This is a genomic window from Mitsuokella sp. UBA4253, assembly GCF_002395285.1.
Classification (GTDB): Bacteria; Bacillota; Negativicutes; order Selenomonadales; family Selenomonadaceae; genus Mitsuokella; species Mitsuokella jalaludinii.
On sequence record NZ_DGWR01000004.1, the window covers coordinates 181,708 to 202,219 of the forward strand.

The 20,512-nt window shown below is 59.7% G+C and carries 16 protein-coding genes; 14 read left to right on the plus strand and 2 right to left on the minus strand.

Going from position 1 to position 20,512, the window contains the following annotated elements; genetic code table 11:
• Window positions 1-135: 135 nt before the first annotated feature.
• Genes B2X55_RS02540 through B2X55_RS02555 form a run of 4 tightly spaced genes read left to right on the plus strand, consistent with a single transcriptional unit; the run spans window position 136 to window position 4,710 of the window.
• Window positions 136-1,638: a TolC family protein gene (locus B2X55_RS02540; RefSeq protein WP_286820750.1), complete on the plus strand. Its 1,503-nt coding sequence runs from the start codon at window positions 136-138 to the stop codon at window positions 1,636-1,638.
• Window positions 1,639-1,640: 2 nt separating this feature from the next.
• Window positions 1,641-2,762, plus strand: a complete 1,122-nt coding sequence (locus tag B2X55_RS02545) for an efflux RND transporter periplasmic adaptor subunit (protein WP_414683482.1) — start codon at window positions 1,641-1,643, stop codon at window positions 2,760-2,762.
• Between the two features lie 9 nt (window positions 2,763-2,771).
• A complete protein-coding gene (locus tag B2X55_RS02550; RefSeq protein ID WP_036374029.1) occupies window positions 2,772-3,503 on the plus strand; it encodes an ABC transporter ATP-binding protein in 732 nt (243 codons plus the stop codon).
• On the plus strand, window positions 3,493-4,710 hold the full coding sequence (locus B2X55_RS02555) for an ABC transporter permease (RefSeq protein ID WP_036374026.1): 1,218 nt from the start codon (window positions 3,493-3,495) through the stop codon (window positions 4,708-4,710). Before B2X55_RS02550 ends, B2X55_RS02555 begins: the two co-directional genes overlap by 11 nt.
• A gap of 100 nt (window positions 4,711-4,810) precedes the next feature.
• On the opposite strand, the gene B2X55_RS02560 is transcribed toward B2X55_RS02555, so the two are convergent.
• Entirely contained in the window at window positions 4,811-8,236 is a 3,426-nt protein-coding gene (locus B2X55_RS02560) for a pyruvate carboxylase (protein ID WP_286820755.1), read from the minus strand.
• A gap of 381 nt (window positions 8,237-8,617) precedes the next feature.
• On the opposite strand from B2X55_RS02560, the gene B2X55_RS02565 reads away from it, so the two are divergent.
• From B2X55_RS02565 to trhA, 8 genes are all read left to right on the plus strand, one after another.
• Entirely contained in the window at window positions 8,618-9,424 is an 807-nt protein-coding gene (locus B2X55_RS02565) for an amino acid ABC transporter substrate-binding protein (RefSeq protein WP_226866876.1), read from the plus strand.
• Window positions 9,425-9,534: 110 nt separating this feature from the next.
• Entirely contained in the window at window positions 9,535-10,179 is a 645-nt protein-coding gene (locus B2X55_RS02570) for an amino acid ABC transporter permease (RefSeq protein WP_055159876.1), read from the plus strand.
• Window positions 10,160-10,945 carry an amino acid ABC transporter ATP-binding protein gene (locus B2X55_RS02575; RefSeq protein WP_055159878.1) on the plus strand — a complete coding sequence of 262 codons (786 nt, stop codon included), beginning with the start codon at window positions 10,160-10,162 and terminating at the stop codon, window positions 10,943-10,945. The genes B2X55_RS02570 and B2X55_RS02575 overlap by 20 nt, the downstream gene beginning before the upstream one ends.
• A 164-nt stretch (window positions 10,946-11,109) precedes the next feature.
• Window positions 11,110-12,465 (plus strand): N-acetylmuramoyl-L-alanine amidase, encoded by a 1,356-nt coding sequence (locus tag B2X55_RS02580; protein ID WP_286820756.1) that lies wholly within the window; start codon window positions 11,110-11,112, stop codon window positions 12,463-12,465.
• A 126-nt stretch (window positions 12,466-12,591) separates the two neighbouring features.
• Window positions 12,592-13,797: a YecA family protein gene (locus tag B2X55_RS10860; protein ID WP_414683476.1), complete on the plus strand. Its 1,206-nt coding sequence runs from the start codon at window positions 12,592-12,594 to the stop codon at window positions 13,795-13,797.
• Window positions 13,794-15,167 carry an MATE family efflux transporter gene (locus B2X55_RS02590; protein ID WP_286820758.1) on the plus strand — a complete coding sequence of 458 codons (1,374 nt, stop codon included), beginning with the start codon at window positions 13,794-13,796 and terminating at the stop codon, window positions 15,165-15,167. Before B2X55_RS10860 ends, B2X55_RS02590 begins: the two co-directional genes overlap by 4 nt.
• A 139-nt stretch (window positions 15,168-15,306) precedes the next feature.
• Window positions 15,307-16,200 carry a hypothetical protein gene (locus B2X55_RS02595; RefSeq protein ID WP_148485413.1) on the plus strand — a complete coding sequence of 298 codons (894 nt, stop codon included), beginning with the start codon at window positions 15,307-15,309 and terminating at the stop codon, window positions 16,198-16,200.
• 115 nt (window positions 16,201-16,315) lie between these two features.
• Complete coding sequence (gene trhA / locus B2X55_RS02600; protein WP_051652128.1) at window positions 16,316-16,999, plus strand: PAQR family membrane homeostasis protein TrhA; 684 nt, start codon at window positions 16,316-16,318, stop codon at window positions 16,997-16,999.
• 67 nt (window positions 17,000-17,066) lie between these two features.
• Here trhA and rpsT read toward each other — a convergent pair whose 3' ends face one another.
• Complete coding sequence (rpsT, locus tag B2X55_RS02605) at window positions 17,067-17,333, minus strand: 30S ribosomal protein S20 (RefSeq protein ID WP_036374005.1); 267 nt, start codon at window positions 17,331-17,333, stop codon at window positions 17,067-17,069.
• Between the two features lie 154 nt (window positions 17,334-17,487).
• On the opposite strand from rpsT, the gene lepA reads away from it, so the two are divergent.
• Both lepA and hemW read left to right on the plus strand, forming a co-directional pair.
• Window positions 17,488-19,284, plus strand: coding sequence for a translation elongation factor 4 (lepA, locus tag B2X55_RS02610; protein ID WP_055159888.1), 1,797 nt, complete (start codon window positions 17,488-17,490; stop codon window positions 19,282-19,284).
• 25 nt (window positions 19,285-19,309) lie between these two features.
• Window positions 19,310-20,479, plus strand: a complete 1,170-nt coding sequence (hemW, locus tag B2X55_RS02615) for a radical SAM family heme chaperone HemW (protein WP_286820759.1) — start codon at window positions 19,310-19,312, stop codon at window positions 20,477-20,479.
• Window positions 20,480-20,512 lie beyond the last annotated feature (33 nt).

Here is a 20,512-nt window from a genome sequence, read left to right on the forward strand (position 1 = left end):
GATGGCAAGTTCCTTTCTTAATTGACATTTAATCGATATATAGGATAATGATAGCAATTTTATTCTACCATATATTTGTTATATTTGTTTGATATCGATATAAAAGATAAGATCGGGAAGTACGGGAGGACAGACATGAAGAGAACATCGTGCGGCAGGGGAGCCGCATTGCTCGCCTTTGCCATGCTCATCGGGCTGCCGACGGCATCCTGCGCGGATCTCTCGCTGCAGGATGCCATCGACCTGGCCCTTGCACAGAACACGGGGCTGCGCATCACGCAGAAGGATGAGGATGTAGCAAAGGCGGCGCTCAAGCAGGCCAAGATCGACAATGGCCTGAAGATCACAGGAAATGAATCGCTCGATACGACGCTGCACCGCTCGTCCCACACGAAATCGGAGAATGGCATCGGCGTCACGGCATCGTACCCGATCTACACGAGCGGCAAGGCAGAGGCTGCAATCGACAGCAGCGAGCTCGGCCTCAAGGCAGCGGAGCTCTCGACGGAGCGCAGCCGCGAGAATCTCAAGCTCGACGTCATCAAGGCGTATTACGATGCGCTCGAGGCGCGCCGCACGGTCGATGTGCGCCAGGAGACGGTCGACAAGTACCAGGACCACTACACGAATGTCAGCCAGCTCTACGCGGCGGGCTCCAAGGCGCGCATCGATGTCATCCGCTCGTCCGTCGAGCTCAGCAATGCGGCGCAGAATCTCATCAAGGCGCAGAACAGCTACGAGGTCAACCTCGCCACGCTGCGCAATTACCTCAACGTCGACCGCAGCGAGTCGTTGAACCTGACGTCGGACTTCTCCTACGACCAGTTCAACATCGACATGGACGCCTGCATCGACTACGCCTACCGGAATCGCAAGGACCTTCTCATTGATCTCTACAAGTACCAGCAGGCGGAGAACGACATCAAGGCGGCCAAGGCGGACTTCGGCCCGAGTGTGACGCTGAGCGCCGGCCCGAGCTGGTCGCATACGTTCAAGCCGTCGACGAGCTCTGACTCGGACATCACGGCGGGCGCGACGCTCTCGTGGAACTTCTGGGACAACGGGCTGACGCGCGCCAAGGTCCAGCAGGCGGAAGCGAGCCGCGACAAGGCGAAGCTCACTTTGACGAAGGACCAGGAGGACATCGACCTCTCGCTGCGCCAGGCCTACTACAACATGCGCGAGGCGGAGAAGCGGCTGAACTCCACGGGCGATGCCGTCAAGCAGGCCGAGGAGGACTACTTCATCGCGCGCGAGAAGTACCGCGCTGGTGAGGGCCTGATGCTCGACATCATCGACGCACAGGAAGCCCTCTCGACGGCACGCCTCAACTACATCAGCGCGGAGTACGACTACGCGCGCTACAAGGCGACGGTCGAGAATGCCATGGGCATCGGCCTGACGGATGGGGAGAAAGAGGCTGCGGCCAAGATGACGGCGACGGCGGTGCCGGCTGAGCAGGCGGAGCGTGCCGTGCTGCAGGAGCCCGTCGTGCCGGAGAACGCCAAGGCCAGGGTAGATAAAGAGACGAAGGGACTTGCCAAGAAGGCAGACAAGAAGAAAGCAGCTGCAGCCGCGGCCAGCGATGCGTCCGCCGAGGTCATCCATGACCTGGCAGAAGGAGAGATTACGAAGTGAAGATAAACGGGAAAGTCAAGCTCGCCATCGCAGCGCTCGTCCTCGCGGGCTGCGCCTTCGGCGGCTACCACTACTACGAGGGACAGCAGGCGGCGAAGCAGACGGCAGCGGTCGAGACGACGAAGGTCGTCCGCATGGACATGAAGTCGACCGTCTCGGCGACGGGCACGATCCAGCCGGTCGACTCGGTCGAGGTCAGCTCCAAGATCACGGCGCGCCTCAAGAGCGTGCTCGTCAAGGAGAACGACAAGGTCACGGCCGGCCAGACCGTCGCGACGCTCGACGCCAAGGATTATGAGGCCAAGCGCGACCAGGCCCAGTATAAAGTCACGAATACGCAGGCTGAGTACGACCGCATCAGCTATCTCTACAGCATTGGCGCCGACACGCAGAAGCAGCTCGAGGACGCGCAGATGAATTACGACACGGCTGTCTCGGCCCTCGCACAGGCGGAGTCGGACGCATCGGAGACGAGCATCATCGCGCCGATTGACGGCACCGTCGTCGGCGAGCCCAAGACAGTCGGCACGATGGCTGTCGCGACGTCGGACAACCCGACGGTCATCATGCGCATCGCCGACCTTTCGCGCAAGCAGATCAAGGCGAAGGTCGATGAGACGGATATCGGCAATGTCAAAGTCGGACAGCAGGCGACGTTCACCGTCGATACGTATAACGACAAGACGTTTACAGCTCGCGTCACGAAGATCTCGCAGACGGACACGAGCAATTCCTGGGATACGAGCAGCTCGAGTTCGAGCTCGTCCTCTTCTTCTTCGGCAAGCGTCATCTACTACTATGTCACGCTCGATGTCGACGACCCCGAAGATCTGCTGCTGCCGGCCATGACGGCCCGCGTGGAGATCAACACGGCCGACACGCCGGATGCGCTGGCCGTGCCAATCTCAGTCCTCAAGACGGATGCCAACGGCTCGTACGTCGTCGTGCGCAACGCAGACGGCTCACAGGAGAACCGCTATGTGACGACGGGCATCTACAGCGATGAGTACGTCGAGATCCTTTCGGGGCTCGAGGAGGGCGAGGACATCGTCAGCACGTACACTGCGAAGAAGAAGAGCTCGAGCTCTTCTTCCGGCAGCAGACGCGGCGGCCCCATGTTCTGAGGTGGTTCGATGACAGGAGAGAAAAAGACGGAAGAGCGGTATGCGACGATACAGCTCAACGGCATCAAGAAAATCTATCACATCGGCGGCGAGGAGCTCGCCGCGCTCAACGGCATCACGACGAATATCTACCAGGGCGAGTTCGCCGCTCTGATGGGGCCGTCCGGCTCGGGCAAGTCGACGCTCATGAACATCCTCGGCTGCCTCGACCGCCCGACGGAGGGCTCCTACAAGCTTGACGGGGAGGAGGTCGCCGGCCTCGACGACGATGCCCTCGCGAGGACGCGCAACAAGAAGATCGGGTTCGTCTTCCAGAACTTCAACCTGCTCTCGCGCATCTCGGCGCTCGAGAACGTCGCCCTGCCGCTCATCTACGCAGGCGTTGGCCACAGGGAGCGCACGGAGCGCGCTATGCACTTCCTCGAGGCCGTCGGCCTCAAGGACCGCGCCGACCACCTGCCAAATGAGCTCTCGGGCGGCCAGCGCCAGCGCGTCGCCATCGCGCGGGCGCTCGTCAACGACCCGCACATCATCATGGCCGACGAGCCGACGGGCAACCTCGACACGAAGTCGACGAAGGAGATCATGGAGATCTTCGAGTCGATGCACGAGAAGGGGCGCACGATCATCCTCGTCACGCACGAGCCGGAGATTGCCGCCTGCGCGAGCCGCCAGCTGCTCGTGCGCGACGGCCAGATCACGCGCGATGAAGGGAAGGGAGTGGTCATGGATGTTGTTTAAGGAATGCTTTGTCATGGCCATCCATGCGCTCCTTGCGAACAAGATGCGCTCGCTCCTGACGATGCTCGGCGTCATCATCGGCGTCGCTGCCGTCATCGCGCTCGTCTCCGTCGGCATGGGCGTGCGCACGGGCATCACCGCGAACTTCGAGAGCCTCGGTGCCAACACCATCACGATCATGCCGGGCTCCTCGAACCGCGGCGGCCCGCGCGGTGCGGCCGGCTCGATGCAGACGCTCAAGTACGATGACGCCAAGGCCATTGCGTCGAAGATCAAGGATGTCCGCTACGTATCGCCGACAGTCAGCTCTTCGTACCAGGTCGTCAATGGCAACCAGAACTGGAATACGTCCGTCACGGGCGTGACGCCGGAACTCATGCAAATCCGCTCGCTGACCGTCAGCAACGGCTCGTTCATTAGTAAGGACGACATGACGAAGCGCACGCGCGTGGCTGTCATCGGCGCGACAGTCGCGGAGAACCTGTTCGGCACGGAGAACCCGGTCGGCAAGAACATCCGCATCAAGAACCAGCCGTTCAAGGTCATCGGCATCCTGGCATCCAAGGGCAGCTCCGGCTTCGGCCAGGACCAGGACGATGTCATCTACATCCCGCTGACGACGGCCCAGGAGCGCATGATGGGCATCACCTACGTGCAGTCCATCAGCCTGCAGGCGGCGGACACGCAGAAGATCGACCAGGTGCAGGAAGAGATCACGACACTCCTGCGCCAGCGCCATCGCCTGACGGGCGACAAGGAAGACGACTTCCACGTGCAGAGCACGGCCAGCATCATCGAGTCGGTCAATCAGTCGACGGGCATGATGACGGTCCTCTTGGGCGCCATCGCCAGCATCTCGCTGCTCGTCGGCGGCATCGGTATCATGAACATCATGATGGTGTCGGTGACAGAGCGCACGCGCGAGATCGGCATCCGCAAGGCGCTCGGCGCGACGTTCCAGAACATCATGATGCAGTTCATGATCGAGTCGATGGTGCTCGGCATCGTCGGCGGTCTCATCGGCATCGTCGTGGGCTGCGCTGCCTCGTACGCCATCGCGAGCACGGGGGCAGTCCAGACGACAATCACGCTGGCGCCGATCCTGCTGTCGTTCTCGTTTGCCGTCGGCATCGGCCTCTTCTTCGGCATCTACCCCGCGCGCAAAGCCGCGCGTCTCGACCCAATCGAGGCACTGCGCTACGAGTGATGCATCTTTGCTACGAATATAAGAATAAATGGGTACGCGAAAAGCCCCGCACGTTTCTGTGCGGGGCTTTTGATATGCCTGTATGAAAGAGCGATTTGCCTTATTCGATGACAGCGAGGAGGTCGCCGGAGGTGATGCGGCTGCCTGCTGCGACACAGACCTCCTTGACGATGCCGGCAATCGGCGCGGTGATCGTCGTCTCCATCTTCATGGCCTCTGTGACCATCAGCGGGTCGCCTTTCTTGACGACATCGCCCTTGGCTGCGATGAGGCGCAGGACAGAGCCAGAGAGCGTAGCGGCTACTTCGCCCGGGACAGTCGGGTCGGCCTGGCGGATGATCGCCGCGCCTTCCGAAGCGGCCTTATCGCGCACGCGGATCTCGCGCGGCATGCCGTTGACCTCGAACTGGATCTCGCGGAAGCCATCATCCGACGGCGGCGTGATGTAGTTCATGCGAATGAGGACCATCTTGCCGCCGATGCGCAGCCAGCTCTCCTCGCCCGGCTTCATGCCGAAGAAGTACGTCGGCGTGTCGAGGATGGAAAGGTCGCCGTACTGATGGTAGCGCTGGATGTAGTCCTTGTAGACCTTCGGGCAGATGCAGTAGCTCGAGCGCGCCTCTTCCGTCTCCGGCATGCGCAGGGCCTTCATGTCCTGCGTGACCTTCTCCTGGTCGATCGGGGCGGGCGGCGTCTCGAGGTGTGGCTGCTCGCCCCTGAGGATGATCTTCTGGAGCTTCTCGGGGAAGCCGCCGTAGGGGACGCCGAGCTTGCCGTCGAAGAAGTCGACGACGGATTTCGGGAAGTCCATCGTCTCGCCGCGCTCGTAGATATCTTTCTCGGTCAGGTTGTTCTGGACCATGAAGAGCGTCATGTCGCCGACGACTTTCGAGGACGGCGTGACCTTGATGACATCGCCGAACATCTCGTTGACCTTGGCGTACATGCGGCAGACTTCCGGCCATCTGTCGCCGAGGCCGACGCCCTTCGCCTGCTGGCGCAGGTTCGTGTACTGGCCGCCAGGCATCTCGTGCTGGAAGACCGTCGTGTTCGGGCTCGTCATCTTGCCGTCGACACCCGCGTAGTAGGCGCGGACGACCTGCCAGTAGCGGTCAATCGTCTCGAGTTCCTCGATGTCCATCTGCGGTTGGCGCGGGTTGTTGGAGAGCGCCTGGATGAAGGCCGTCATGGACGGCTGGCTCGTGCCGTTGGAGAGGGCGCTCGTGGCGACATCGACGATGTCGACGCCGGCCTCTGCCGCCTTGGCGTAGGTGTAGAGCGTGCAGCCGCCACCCTCGTGGCTGTGCAGGTGAATCGGCAGGTCGACGGCATCCTTGAGGGCCGAGATCAGGGTGTAGGCCGCTTCTGGCTTCAGGAGGCCGGCCATATCCTTGATGGCGATGATGTTGGCACCGGCTTTTTCCATCTCCTTGGCGAGATTCGTGTAGTACTTCAGCGTGTACTTCTGGCGGCCGTCGTCAAGGATATCGCCCGTGTAGCAGAAGGCCGTCTCCGCGAGCTTGCCCTGCTTGCGGACTTCGTCAATCGACAGCGTCATGTGGTCGAGCTGGTTCAGGCAGTCGAAGATGCGGAAGACATCGACGCCGTTCTTGGCCGCGAGGGCGAGGAACTGGCGCACGACTTCAGGCGGATAGTTCGTGTAGCCGACGGTGTTGGCGCCGCGCGTCAACATCTGGAACAGGATGTTCGGCGCAGCCTCGCGCATCTTGCGCAGGCGCTCCCACGGGTCCTCGTCGAGGAAACGGTAGGCGACATCGAACGTCGCGCCGCCCCAGTCCTCAAAGGCGTAGATCTGCGGGACCTTGCAGGCCGTGTAGTGGATGGCCTGCATGATGTCGCGCGTGCGGATGCGCGTGGCGAGCAGGGACTGATGGGCATCGCGGTACGTCGTGTCCATCAGCAGGACCTGCTTCTGGTCCTGGATCCACTTGGAGAACTTCTCGGGGCCGAGCTCCTCTAGGAGCTGGCGCGTGCCGGACGGGCAGGCTTCGTCGGCGGCATTGAGCTTCACCGGCGTCTCGAAGCGCGGCTTCGGGTTTGAGCCGTTGCCGTGGAAGCCGTTGACCGTGACCTCGCCGATGTAGGCGAGCAGGCCGGATGCCGGCTCATCGATGATCTGCGGGGCGTTGAGCAGGTCCGGATGGTGGTCGATGTAGTTGACGTTGCAGCTGCCAGCCTGGAAGTTCTTGTCGAGCAGCATGTTCTTGAGGAAGTAGATGTTCGTCTTGACGCCACCGATGCGGAATTCATCGAGGCAGCGCAGCATGCGGTAGATTGTCTCCGGGGCGTTATTGGCATGCGCCGTGACCTTGACGAGCAGGGAGTCGTAGTACGGCGTGATGACGGCGCCCGTGTAGGCCGTGCCGGCATCGAGGCGGATGCCAGGGCCGCCGCCGCTGCGGTAGTCGTTGATCTTGCCGGTGTCCGGCATGAAGTTGTTCTGCGGGTCCTCCGTCGTGATGCGGCACTGGATGGCCACGCCGTTGCAGGGGATGTCTTCTTGGCTCTTGATGCCGATCTCTGGGTCGGAGAGCGCATGGCCCTCGGCGACGAGGATCTGCGTCTTGACGATGTCGATGTCCGTGATGGCCTCGGTGACCGTGTGCTCGACCTGGACGCGCGGGTTGACTTCGATGAAGTAGAAGTGCTCCTCATCCTGGTCGGCGAGGAATTCGACTGTGCCGGCGTTGACGTAGTGGACATTCTTCATGATCTTCAGCGCAGCAGCGCAGATATTCTGGCGTAGCTTCTTTGGCAGCGACCATGCCGGTGCCATCTCGATGACTTTCTGGTGGCGGCGCTGGATGGAGCAGTCGCGCTCATTGAGGTGGATGACATTGCCGTGTTCATCGCCCATGATCTGCACTTCGATGTGCTTCGGGTTTAGGATGCACTTCTCGACGTAGACATCCTCATCGCCGAAGGCACGCTTGGCCTCCGAGCGCGCCTCATCGTACGCCTCTTTGAGGTCTTCCATGCGGTCGACGCGGCGCATGCCGCGCCCGCCGCCGCCGTTGATGGCCTTGATCATGACCGGCAGGCCGACGCGCTCAGCGAAGGCCTTGACCTCAGCGAAATCCTTGACGGCACCGTTCGTGCCCGGGATCATCGGGATGTCGGCGCGCTCTGCCTGGATGCGCGCGTTGACCTTGTCGCCGAACATCTGCAGGTGCTCAACTTTCGGGCCGATGAAGATGATGCCCTCATCCTCGCAGCGCTTGGCCAGCTGTGCGTTCTCGGAGAGGAAGCCGTAGCCCGGATGGATGGCATCGACATCGTGCTCCTTGCAGATACGGATGATGTCCTCGATGTCGAGGTAGGCATCGACTGGCTTCTTGCCCTTGCCGACGAGATACGCTTCATCGGCGCGGCTGCGATGCAGCGACAGGACATCTTCTTTCGAGTAGACCGCGACCGTGCGGATGCCCATCTCGTGGCAGGCGCGGAAAATGCGGATGGCAATCTCGCCGCGGTTCGGCACCAAGATCTTGCGAATGTTCTTCATATAGATCCTCCTCAGACGTCATAAAATCATATCATGCAAATGAAGCGCGTGGTTTTCCTGTTGTCGAGTGGGAAAGTCGACAACCTATCGTCAACTGAGCGCTCATTTGACTATCAACGTTATTTTTTTCACAAATGTGAATAAAAGCAAAACCGGAACGAGTCCGGTCAGCTCCTTTGCTTGCCCCTATCATACGTCAAGTTGAGAAAATAAGCAATAGTTTTCATGTATTTTAAGATAAATATAACGTATCATGTATTCAAAATCGCTGTTATTGACGATAAAAATCAGGAAATGCTTGACAAGCAGAGGGGGATTCCGTATAATAACATCATGTTAACACTTTAGCAAGATAAAGAACTGAATGAGGAGAGATGACATATGAAGTGGAAGAAGTTACTGGCATTGGGAATGGCGGCAGTCATGACGGCTGCTTTTGTGACGGGCTGCGGCGGCCAGAAGGCAGCGGACAGCGGTTCGGGCTCCGGCGACAAGGGCAAGATCATCGTCGGCCTTGACGACAATTTCCCGCCGATGGGCTTCAAGGACGAGAACAACGAGATCACGGGCTTCGATGTCGATCTTGCCAAGGAGGCGTCGAAGCGCCTGGGCCGCGAGGTCGAGTTCAAGGCCATCGACTGGTCGAGCAAGGAAGCGGAGCTCAAGAGCGGCCGCGTCAACGTCCTCTGGAATGGCCTCGACATCACCGAGAAGCGCAAAGAGAACATGCTGTTTTCCGACCCGTACATGGACAACCGCCAGATCCTCTTCGTGAAGAAGGGCCGCACGGACATCACGGATGAGAAGAGCCTGGCCGGCAAGGTCGTCGGCACGCAGAGCGCTTCGACGGCTGAGGAGTACATGGACAAGACGGAATTCTTCAAGAAGGATGTCAAGGAAGTCAAGAAGTACTCGGATTTCGTAACGGCCTTCATGGACCTCGAGAATGGCCGCGTGGATGCCGTCGTCGGCGATGAGATCGTCGGCCGCTACTACATGAGCAAGCATCCGGACACCATCGATGCCGTCGATGTCGCAGTCGGCCCGGTCAGCGAGTTCGGCATCGCCTTCGCCAAGGACAACACGGCGCTGCGCGACGATGTCCAGAAGGTCCTCAACGAGATGAAGGCCGACGGCACGATCGCGAAGATTTCCGAGAAGTGGTTCGGCAAGGACATCACGAAATAATACAGCTCTCTCTCTAAAAAGGCTTGATTCGTCAAGCCTTTTTTTGTACAATGGAGAATATGTTAATACTTTGCCAGACTAAAGGAACATCCGCAAGGGAGAATTAAACGATGGATAATCTGCTCAATACGATATTACAGATGTTGGAGGGCTCCGAGATCACGCTCGAGATCTTCTTCATCACATTGGTCATCGCATTGCCGCTCGGCATGCTGGCCGCACTGGGGAGGCTCTCGAAGCTGCGGCTGCTCAGCGCCTTCATGGAGTTCTACATCTGGCTCATGCGCGGCACGCCGCTGATGCTGCAACTGCTCTTCGTCTACTTTGCGCTGCCGATGATCGGCATCCGCCTGCCGGACATCGCGGCGGCCCTCTTGGCTTTCACGCTGAATTACGCGGCGTACTTCGCGGAAATCTTCCGCGCGGGTATCCAGTCGGTGCCGAAGGGGCAGTACGAGGCCGCGAAGACGCTCGGTATGAACTACACGCAGACGATGCGCCGCATCATCCTGCCGCAGGTCATCCGCATCGTCCTGCCGCCTGTCTCGAATGAGACGATCAACCTCGTCAAGGATACGTCGCTCATCTACATCCTCGCGATGAACGACCTGCTGCGCGTTGCCCGCACGATCGTGCAGCGCGAATTTGACATGACGCCGTTCCTCATCGCCGGTATCTTCTATCTCGCGATGACGTTTGTCCTGACCTGGATGTTCAAGAGATTGGAGGCCTACTATGGCAAATACGACAAGTAATGAAGCGCAGGTCATGCTGCGCATGCACGATATCCACAAGTCGTTCGGCGACCTCGCTGTGCTCAAGGGCATCGATGTGGAGGTCCGCCGCGGCGAGGTCCTCGCGATCATCGGGCCGTCCGGCTCGGGCAAGAGCACGCTCCTGCGCTGCATCAACAAGCTCGAGACGATTGACTCGGGCTCCATCGAGATCGAGGGCGAGTTCCTGGCCGATACGGATGAGCACGGCGCGGCAGAGTACGCCGATGCTGCTAAGACGCGGGAGATCCTCTCGCACACGGGCATGGTCTTCCAGCAGTTCAACCTCTTCCCGCACATGACGGTGCTCGAGAATCTCATCGAGGCGCCCATCCAGGTCAAGGGCATGAAGAAGGCGGAGATTTTGCCGTATGCCAAGGAACTTCTGGAGAAGGTCGGCCTCGCGGACCGCGCGGATTACTATCCGTCGCAGCTCTCGGGTGGCCAGCAGCAGCGCGTGGCCATTGCGCGCGCCCTCTGCATGAAGCCCGACATCATGCTCTTCGACGAGCCGACCTCGGCGCTCGATCCGGAGCTCACGGGCGAGGTCTTGAAGACGATGCGGGAGCTCGCAGAGGAGCGCATGACGATGGTCGTCGTCACGCACGAGATGGCGTTTGCCCGCGAGGCAGCCAGCCAGGTCATCTTCATGGCCGACGGCACGATCGTCGAGCAGGGCGAGCCGGAATCGTTCTTTGCGCATCCGAAGGAGGAGCGCACGAAGGCATTCCTGCAGAACATGCTTTGAGCAGCAAAATCCATGGGGAGCGAGCAATCGCTCCTTTTTTTGCGTGGGGCTGCAGACATTTTCTTGATTTTTTCAGGATTAGCGGCGATAATAAAACGTAGAATGTCTGCATGGCGCTCGGTTCGCATGGACCGCGGCACGTGCATGGAATGGGGAGGAATCTTATGAAGCGCATACTGTTCTTGTTGTCTGTCATCGCTGTCATGGTGCTGCCGATGGCAGGCGTTTCGGCGGCTGCGTCTGATTTCAGCGAGCGCGTGAGCGGTATGGCTGAGATTACGGCGGTACGCGTCAACAGCGGCTCGGATAAGATACGCATCGTCGTCGATGCGAGCAAGCCGGTCCGCTACACGACGATGACGCTGAAGAACCCCGACCGCGTCATCGTCGACATACAGGGAGCTTGGCTCTCTGCAAAAGTCAAGCGGGAGATTTCGGTGAGCAGCCGCTTTGTCAACGACATCCGCATCGGCCAGTTCAACAAGAACACGGTGCGCCTCGTCGTCGAGAATAAGGTCGGCAGCAGCAACTACAAGATATTTCCACTGAAGGGCGGCACGGTGCCGGGCCGCGTCGTGCTCGATTTCGGCAACCTGAGTGACAGCTCGAAGGCTGTGATCGCTGTGCCGGATGTGCAGAAGAAGCCGACGCCCAGCACGCAGGGAACGACATCTCCTGTGACGCAGCCTTCGGTGAAGCCGTCTGACTCTCCGAGCAGCTCGAACGCAACAAGTGCTCCGGCAGCAAAACCGGCAACAAAGCCTGAGTCGAAGCCGGCCGCAAAGCCTTCGGCTGGCGAAGATATCGACGGCCCGGCCAAGGATGCTGCTGGCACGGGCACCCAGACGGCGGATGCGGGCAAGGACACAGGCAGCAGCAATCAAAGCAATGCGCAGCCAGTCATCACAGATGACACGGATGCCGACATCGCCGCCCTGACGGGGCTCAAGGGCCGCAAGATCACGATCGATCCTGGTCATGGCGGCAACGACTCTGGCGCTATCGGCCCGACGGGCGTCATGGAGAAAAGCGTGACGCTGCGCATCGCCAATGAGCTGAGGCGCCTGCTCGTGGCAGAGGGGGCGACGGTCTACATGACGCGCACGACAGATACGGAAGTCTCGCCGAAGGGCGCGAATGCCTCGGATATCGAGGAACTGCAGGCGCGCTGTGATGTCGCGAACAACACGAAGTCCGACATCTTCATCTCCATCCACATGGATTCGTTCTCGAGCAGCGCGGCCAAGGGCACGACGGGCTATTACTACTCGCTCGGCTCTCAGCGCTCGCGCGACCTCGCGGACAAGGTGCGCCAGGGTGTCATCGACCAGATCGGCACGCAGAGCCGCGGCACGCAGAGCAGTAACTTCTACGTCGTCAAGCACACAGACATGCCGGCGACGCTCGTCGAGGTGGCCTTCATCTCGAATCCGCAGGAAGAGCAGCTGCTCAACAGCGAAGAGGGCATCCAGAAGGCCGCGCAGGGCATCGCCGACGGCATTGCCGACTACTTTGGCTGATGACTGGCAGCTGCCAAAGCAGCGGCCGGATAACGATTTTGGACAGGGATTCAAGGCATCCCTGTCCTTTTGGCTTGAAAGAACAGAGAAAACAGAGAGAATCGAGAGAACAGAGGAGGATCTTTTTTGGAACACGATATGAGACAGACGGCTGTGGAGCCGGAGGAGAGCCTGGAGCAGATGATGCAAGAGGGCGCGGAGGCGCGCAGGAAGCAGCTGTACCGCCACAAGCTCCCAGAAGAGAGGACGCTGACGGCCATGCTGACGGCGATGACGAAGGCGGAGCTCGACGACATTCGCTTCAACCTCAATGTGACGGGGGTGAGCTCGCTGAAGAAGGCGGAGCTCGCTGAGCGCCTTTGCCCGGCCATCACGTCTTTTGCCGAGCGCTGGATGATGTCGCTCCTGGAGGAGGAGTACGATCTCTTCCGCGACTTTGCTGCAAATGGCGGCCAGTCCGAGTCGCTCAGCGATGAAGACGACCGCCTCGACTACCTGCGCGGCCTCGGCTTCCTCTCCTGCGGCAAGTCGGGCGAGAAGCTCGTCTGGTATATGCCGGAAGAGGTGCTTGCGGTCTTTGGGCAGATGGACACGGAGGCCTTCCATGACAGAGTGCTGCTGAACACGGAGGTGGCGCGTTTTGCGGCCGGCATCCTCTACGCCTGCGGCTATCTCAATTACGAGCAGCTCTTCGAGCGCGTCGTCTCGTACCTCGAGGCGGAGCGGGCACAGGCGCTCTCCTTCATGGACTTTGTCGGCATCATGCTCAACGCTTCCTGCTGGAAGAACACGGTCGTGGCGCTGCCGCAGGGCGTCAAGTACTACACTCTGATCGATGAGGACGCGCTCGAGGATGAGCAGCTGCGCCGTTCGGATCTCGATTTTGCCGCACTCACGCGCGCAGAGGCATGGGCTGCCGGTGCGGATTCCTACACGCCGGACACGCCTGCCTGCCGGGCTCTTATCCAGTTCTTCATGCAGGAACACGGCTGCGATGTCATGAAAGCGGCCGATATCACTGGTGAGATCATCATCCTGCTCCAGAACGGCGGCACGATGCAGGAGGCTGTCGAATACCTGGAGGACCTTCGTCTCATGCAGGACGAGGACAAGGCAGAGGCAATCCTCGCGCCTCTGGCCGCACTCAACAATGCGACGCGCCTCTGGCAGCTCAAGGGCCACACGCCGGAAGAACTCATGGCCATGACGGGCGAGGGGCGCGTCATCCCGTTCAATCAGGTGCACAAGGCCAAGGTCGGCCGCAATGACCCGTGCCCGTGCGGCAGCGGCAAGAAATACAAGAACTGCTGCCTGCGCAAGGATGAGCAATGAGGGGCAGTCTGACAATTCGGGCCTATCCGTCCTATCGGACGAAGGCAAAGCGCTTCTTCTCGGTCCTGCTGCCGATCTTCGTCACGCAGATCGCCCTGACGGCAACGGGCTTCTTCGACACGGTCATGTCGGGCCATGTCAGTGAGCAGGACCTCGCGGGCGTTGCAGTCGGCTCGAATCTCTTCATGCCGTTCTTCGGCTCATTCCTCGGCATCATCTCGGTCCTGACGCCCATTGTCGCACAGCTCCACGGGGCGGGCAAGCGCGAGCGCATCGACTTTGTCGTGCGCCAGGGCTTCTACTGGTCGTTGGGCCTGGCGGGTGTTTTCCTGTTGCTCGGCATCTTCTTTGTGCCCGCCATCCTGGATATTCTCGCACTGGAGCCGAAGGTCAGGCAGGTCGCCGCGGGGTATCTCCTTGCCATTGCCGTCGGCATCGTGCCGATCTTCCTCGCCGGTGTCCTGCGCAACCTCATCGATGCACATGGCTGCACGCGCCTGACGATGATCATCACGCTCGTGACGGTGCCCATAAACGTCCTGGCCAACTATATCTTCATCTACGGTGCCTGGGGAATCCCCGCCTTCGGCGGCATCGGTGCGGGCATCGGCTCGGCCATTGCTTTCTCGCTGAACTTCCTGCTCAATGTGCTCGTGGTCCTGACCATTGAGCCGTTCCGCAGCTACCATGTCTTCCGCAGCCTGCCGCGGCCTGACCTTGCGGAGTGGAAGCGCGCGCTCGCACTCGGCATCCCGATCGGCAGCACGATGTTCTGTGAGATGAGCATCTTCAGTGCTGTCGGCCTCTTCATGACGGTCTACGGCACGACCGTCGTCGCGGCGCATCAGGCTGCGATGAACTTCACGACGCTCGTCTACATGATCCCGCTGTCGGCCAGCATGACGCTGACAATCCTCGTCGGCTTCGAAGTCGGCGCGCGGCGCTTTTTGGAGGCGGCCGACTATATCCGTCTCGGCCGCCTCTTGACCTTCCTGTTCGAGGGAACACTGGCCATCGTGCTCGTGCAGTTCCGCGAGACGATTGCGGCGCTCTACACCTCGAGCCCCGATGTGCAGGAACTCCTAGTCGTCTTCCTCGTCTTCGCCGTCTTCCTGCAGCTGACGGACAGCGTCGACTCGCCGTTGCAGGGTGCGCTGCGCGGCTACAAGGATGTTCATGTGACCTTCCTGCTCGCCATCATCTCGTACTGGGTCATCGGCCTGCCCGCCGGCTGGGCCATCGCCAACTTCACCGCGCTCGGCCCGTATGGCTACTGGTGCGGCCTGATCATCGGCATTGCCTTCGGCGCCATCTTCTTGTCTGTGCGTCTGCGCATGGTGCAGCGGCGCTGCCTCGAAGCGCAACAATAAGAAACCGGCCAATTTCTGGCCGGTTTTTTCTATTTTCATATAGTTTTCAGAGGCAATCAGTTGTTTTCAAGTTTCCCGTGATAGGATAGATGTGTAAGAGAAAAGAAAGAGTCTATCACGTCGTCTGGAGGGAATGCAAATGAAAGCAGGACAAGAGCTGACGGAAGTACATACAGGAACTTTGGCGCAGGCTGGAAAGAAGGCGCGCCATCTCACGCGGTCGTTCCGCAAATTCAAGCCCGAGCATCTCTCATACCGCACCATGGGGGCAGGCAAGTGGATGCGCAGCCTGACGGCCGCAGTCATGATGGTCATGGCTGTGCTGGCGCCCATCCATACGCTGCCGACGTATGCGGCGCCAATCGATCCGGAAGAGAGCCTGGCCTCGGCAGTGACGGCCTCGGATGCGGCAGATCTTCGTCAGCTGCGCGGTGACAAGAAGCTCACGCGCCGGGAGAAAAGCCGCCTGCTCGCCCTGGCGCTCTTGCGCCGCGCTGCTGCGGCAGAGCCGGATGTCACAGCGGACATGCGGACGCTGGAGCGTTCATCGGCCAAGCTGCAGGGCCTTGATTACCGCCTCAAGAGCATGGACAGTCTGGCGCGCAAGATCGTGAGCGATGCCGATGAAGACCAGGTGAGCCTTTCGGCTGCAGCTGCCGGCATCAGCGATGTCTTGCGCTACACGCTGACCTGCTCTGATGCAGATTACAGCGCGATGGTGCCGCAGGCCATGGCTTCCCTTACCGAAAAGGGCTATCGCGTCGAGAAGTTCCGCAATGCCTGGGGCGGAAAATTCTATCAGGGCGTCAATGTCCATCTCGTGAGCCCCTCCGGCGTGCGCGTCGAGCTCCAGTTCCACACGCCGCAGTCGTTTGCGGTCAAGCAGGCATCGCATGCGGTCTATGAGATCCGCCGCAATCCGGCTTCTTCCGCCGAGGAGGTCGAGGAGGCGACGCGCCTGAGCCTGGCCTACAATGCAGCAGTCATCGTCCCAGAAGGAGCGCGCGCAATCCACTGGCCAGTAGCGGCTTGATGCGCCGCCATGCGCTTCCGCAGAGCCTCTCCTGCAGGTTTACAACAGACAGGAAATGACGGATAATGGGAGAGTCGAATCATATTATCCTCGCATGAGAGGGGAGGCTTATACAATGAAACAAACAGCTGCACTCAAGGCACCTGTCACACTAGAAGAGATACTCAATGCGGTCACGCATGGCGTGGGCGCGGCACTTGCGGTAGCGGCACTCATCGGCATGTTGGTCTACTATGCCGGCGATGGTGTCTGGCACACGACGAGCTGCCTCGTCTACGGCATCTCCTTGATCCTCTTGTATCTCGCTTCGACGCTCTACCACAGTTTCACGAACCGCAAGGTCAAGTCGGTCTTCAAGGTCATCGACCATGCGGCCATCTTCGTGCTGATTGCGGGCAACTACACGCCGTTTGCGCTGATCCCGCTGCGCGGCAGCTTCGGCTGGACCATCTTCGGCCTCGTCTGGGGCATGGCGCTCGTCGGCATCGTCTTCCAGTGCTTTGCCGCGAAGCGCTTCCGCATCGTGCGCACGATCTGCTACCTCGCCATGGGCTGGTTTGCCGTCTTCATGGTCAAGCCGCTCTTGGAGACGCTGCCGTTGGAGGCCATCTGGTGGCTCGTCGCGGGCGGCCTCTGCTACTCGGTCGGTGCGATCTTCTACCTGGCGCGCCGCCTGCCGTACAGCCATGTCATCTGGCATCTCTTCGTCATGGGCGGCAGTGCCATCCACTTCTACACGGTGTTCCACTTTGTGCTGCCGCTGCCAGAAGTCGTGCGCTCGGCCATCGCGATGATTTGAGACATATCTTGAGACACGAAAAAGACCCGCTCCTCGGAGCGGGTCTTTTCTATCTTATCTGCAAAGATTATTTAGCCAGTGCGTTGACCTTGCGAGCCAGACGGGACTTTTTGCGGGCAGCAGCGTTCTTGTGATAAACCTTGTTTGCAGCGGCCTGGTCGATCGTCTTGCATGCAACCGTAAGGAGGGATTTCGCTTCATCAGCGTTTCCAGCCTCAACAGCATCGAGGACACGGCGGGAAGCAGTGCGTACACGGGACTTCTCGGCAGCGTTCTTTGCATGGCGCTTAGCGTCGGATTTCACACTCAGGATAGATGCTTTGATATTCGGCAAGTAGTTCACCCCCTTAATTAATGTCGTTACCTAAGTATAATATCATGGGTCAAATGAAAAAGCAACCATTTCTTTGCTTTTCTTGCAGGAGAAGCCTTGGGAATGGTATAATATTTTCGATTAGCACGACGTGAATATTGAAAGGAAAATGAACATGCAGAACAAGAACATCCGCAACTTTTCCATCATTGCCCATATTGACCATGGAAAATCGACGATTGCGGACCGTCTGATTGAATATACGGGGACACTTTCGAAGCGCGAGATGGAGGCGCAGGTCCTCGACAACATGGACATCGAGCGCGAGCGCGGCATCACCATCAAGTCGCAGACAGTGCGCCTGAACTACAAGGGCAAGGACGGTGAGGAGTACGAGCTCAACCTCATCGACACGCCGGGCCATGTCGACTTTACGTATGAGGTTTCGCGCAGCCTCGCGGCTTGCGAGGGCGCACTGCTCGTCGTCGATGCGGCGCAGGGTGTCGAGGCGCAGACGCTCGCCAACGTATACATGGCGCTCGAGCACGACCTCGAGATCATCCCCGTCATCAACAAAATCGACCTGCCGAGTGCCGATCCGGAACGCGTCAAAAAAGAGATTGAAGACGTCATTGGACTCGACACGTCAAATGCCGTACTGGCTTCGGCTAAGACGGGCATTGGCATCGAGGAGATCCTCGACTCGATCGTCGACTACATCCCCGCGCCGGAGGGCGATGAGAACGCGCCGCTGCAGGCCCTGATCTTCGATTCGTTCTTTGACTCCTACAAGGGCGTCATCGCCCACATCCGCGTCGTGCAGGGCCACATCAAGAAGGGCATGAAGCTCAAGCTCATGAACTCGGGCAAGGTCTTCGAGGTCACGGATGTCGGTTGCTTCAAGCCGCAGCCCGTCGACCTCGGCTACCTCGATGTCGGTGAAGTCGGCTTCGTCGCGGGCTCCCTCAAGGATGTGCGCGACGTGCGCGTCGGCGACACGATCACGTATGCGGAGAACCCTGCTGCTGAGCCGCTGCCGGGTTACCGCGGCGTCAACCCGATGGTCTACTGCGGCCTTTACCCTGTCGAGAGCTCGGACTACGACAACCTCAAGGACGCGCTCGAGAAGATGCAGATCAACGATGCGGCGCTCGTCTTTGAGCCGGAGACGTCTGTTGCACTCGGCTTCGGTTTCCGCTGCGGCTTCCTCGGCCTCTTGCACATGGATGTCATCCAGGAGCGCCTCGAGCGCGAGTACAACCTCAAGCTCATCACGACGGCACCGTCCGTCATTTATCACGTCTACAAGACGGACGGCACGATGATCAAGGTCAGCAACCCGGCCGAACTGCCGCCGCAGACGGAGATCGAGCACATCGAGGAGCCGTACGTCAAGGCGACGGTCATCGTGCCGAACGATTTCGTCGGTGCCGTCATGGAGATCTCGCAGGACAAGCGCGGCGAGTTCAAGGGCATGGACTACCTTGACACGAACCGCGTCATGATCACGTACCACATCCCGCTCAACGAGATTATCTTCGACTACTTCGACCGTTTGAAATCGGCGACGCGCGGCTACGCTTCGCTTGACTACGAGCTCGCGGACTACAAGGAGTCGAAGCTCGTCAAGGTCGACATCCTCTTGAACGGCGATCCTGTCGATGCGCTCTCGACCATTGTCCACAAAGATCGGGCGGCATCTCGCGGCCGCCAGCTCGCCGCCAAGCTCAAGGAGATCATCCCGCAGCAGATGTTCGAGATTCCGATCCAGGCGGCCATCGGCTCGAAGGTCATCGCGCGCGAGAACGTGCGCGCCCGCCGCAAGGATGTGCTCGCGAAGTGCTACGGCGGCGATATCTCGCGCAAGCGCAAGCTGCTCGAGAAGCAGAAGGAAGGCAAGAAGCGCATGAAGGCTGTCGGCAGCGTCGAAGTGCCACAGGAAGCCTTCATGGCTATCCTCAAGATTGACTGAGAAGCGAATGGATTGAGGTAGATTGATGGAAAGACAATGGGGCGTATACATCCATATTCCCTTTTGCCGCCAGAAATGCTTTTACTGCGACTTCCCGTCCGTTGCAGGACGGGAGCGCTATGAGAGCGGTTATATTGACGCCCTGTGCCGTGAGATCACGGTGCAGGGCGCTCTTTATCGCGGCAAATGGGGAACGCCTGCTACGATATACATGGGCGGCGGTACGCCGAGTGTACTGCCGTTCCAGCTGATGGAAACCCTGCTCAAGACGCTGCAGGAGGTATTTGCTCTGCCGGCGGCGTCAGGAGAGAGGCAAAAAAAGCCGGTTGAGTTCACGGTGGAATGCAATCCGGGTACGATTGACCTCGCGTACCTCACCTTGCTTCATGATCTTGGCGTCAACCGCCTGTCCTTTGGCGTGCAGACTTTTGACGATGCACTCCTGAAACGCATCGGCCGCATCCACACGGGCGCGCAGGCGAGAGAGGCCATGGAACTCGCGCGCGCAGCGGGTTTCCGCAATGTCAGCATGGATCTCATCTACGGACTGCCGGGCGAAACGCAGGCGATGCTCGTGCATGACCTCGAGACGATGGTTTCCCTGCAGCCGGAGCACATCTCGATCTACGGACTGCAGCTTGAGGAGGGCACGGCCTTTGCCCGGATGCAGGAGATGGGGAAACTGTCTCTTCCAGATGACGACACGGTCGAAGCGATGTACGATGCGATGACATCGTTCCTGCCGCAGCACGGCTATGCGCGCTATGAGATCTCAAATTTTGCCAAGCCTGGCTTTGAGAGCCGCCACAACCTTTCGTATTGGCAAGATGTGCCGTATCTTGGCATCGGCGCGGCGGCGCATTCCTATCTCGAGGGGCAGCGCTACGAGAATGTGCGAGAGATTCCCGCTTATATCGAGGGCATCCGCAGCGGGAGCGGCGTGCGGCGGCAGGAAGAGGCGATGACGCGCGAGATTGCCATGGAAGAATTCGCTTTCCTCGCCCTGCGCACAGCAAGGGGCATCGACCGCAGGCACTTCGAGCAGAGATTCGGCGTGCCGCTCGACGCCATCTATGCAGATGCCATTGCCAAGCTCAAGCGCCAGGGGCTGCTCGCAGAGGATGCAGCAGGCGTCCGGCTGACAGAGCTGGGCATGAAGTACGGCAACGTGGCCTTTGAGGAATTCCTGCTATGACTTCTGTGATTCGAGTCACGGAATCTTTCTCTG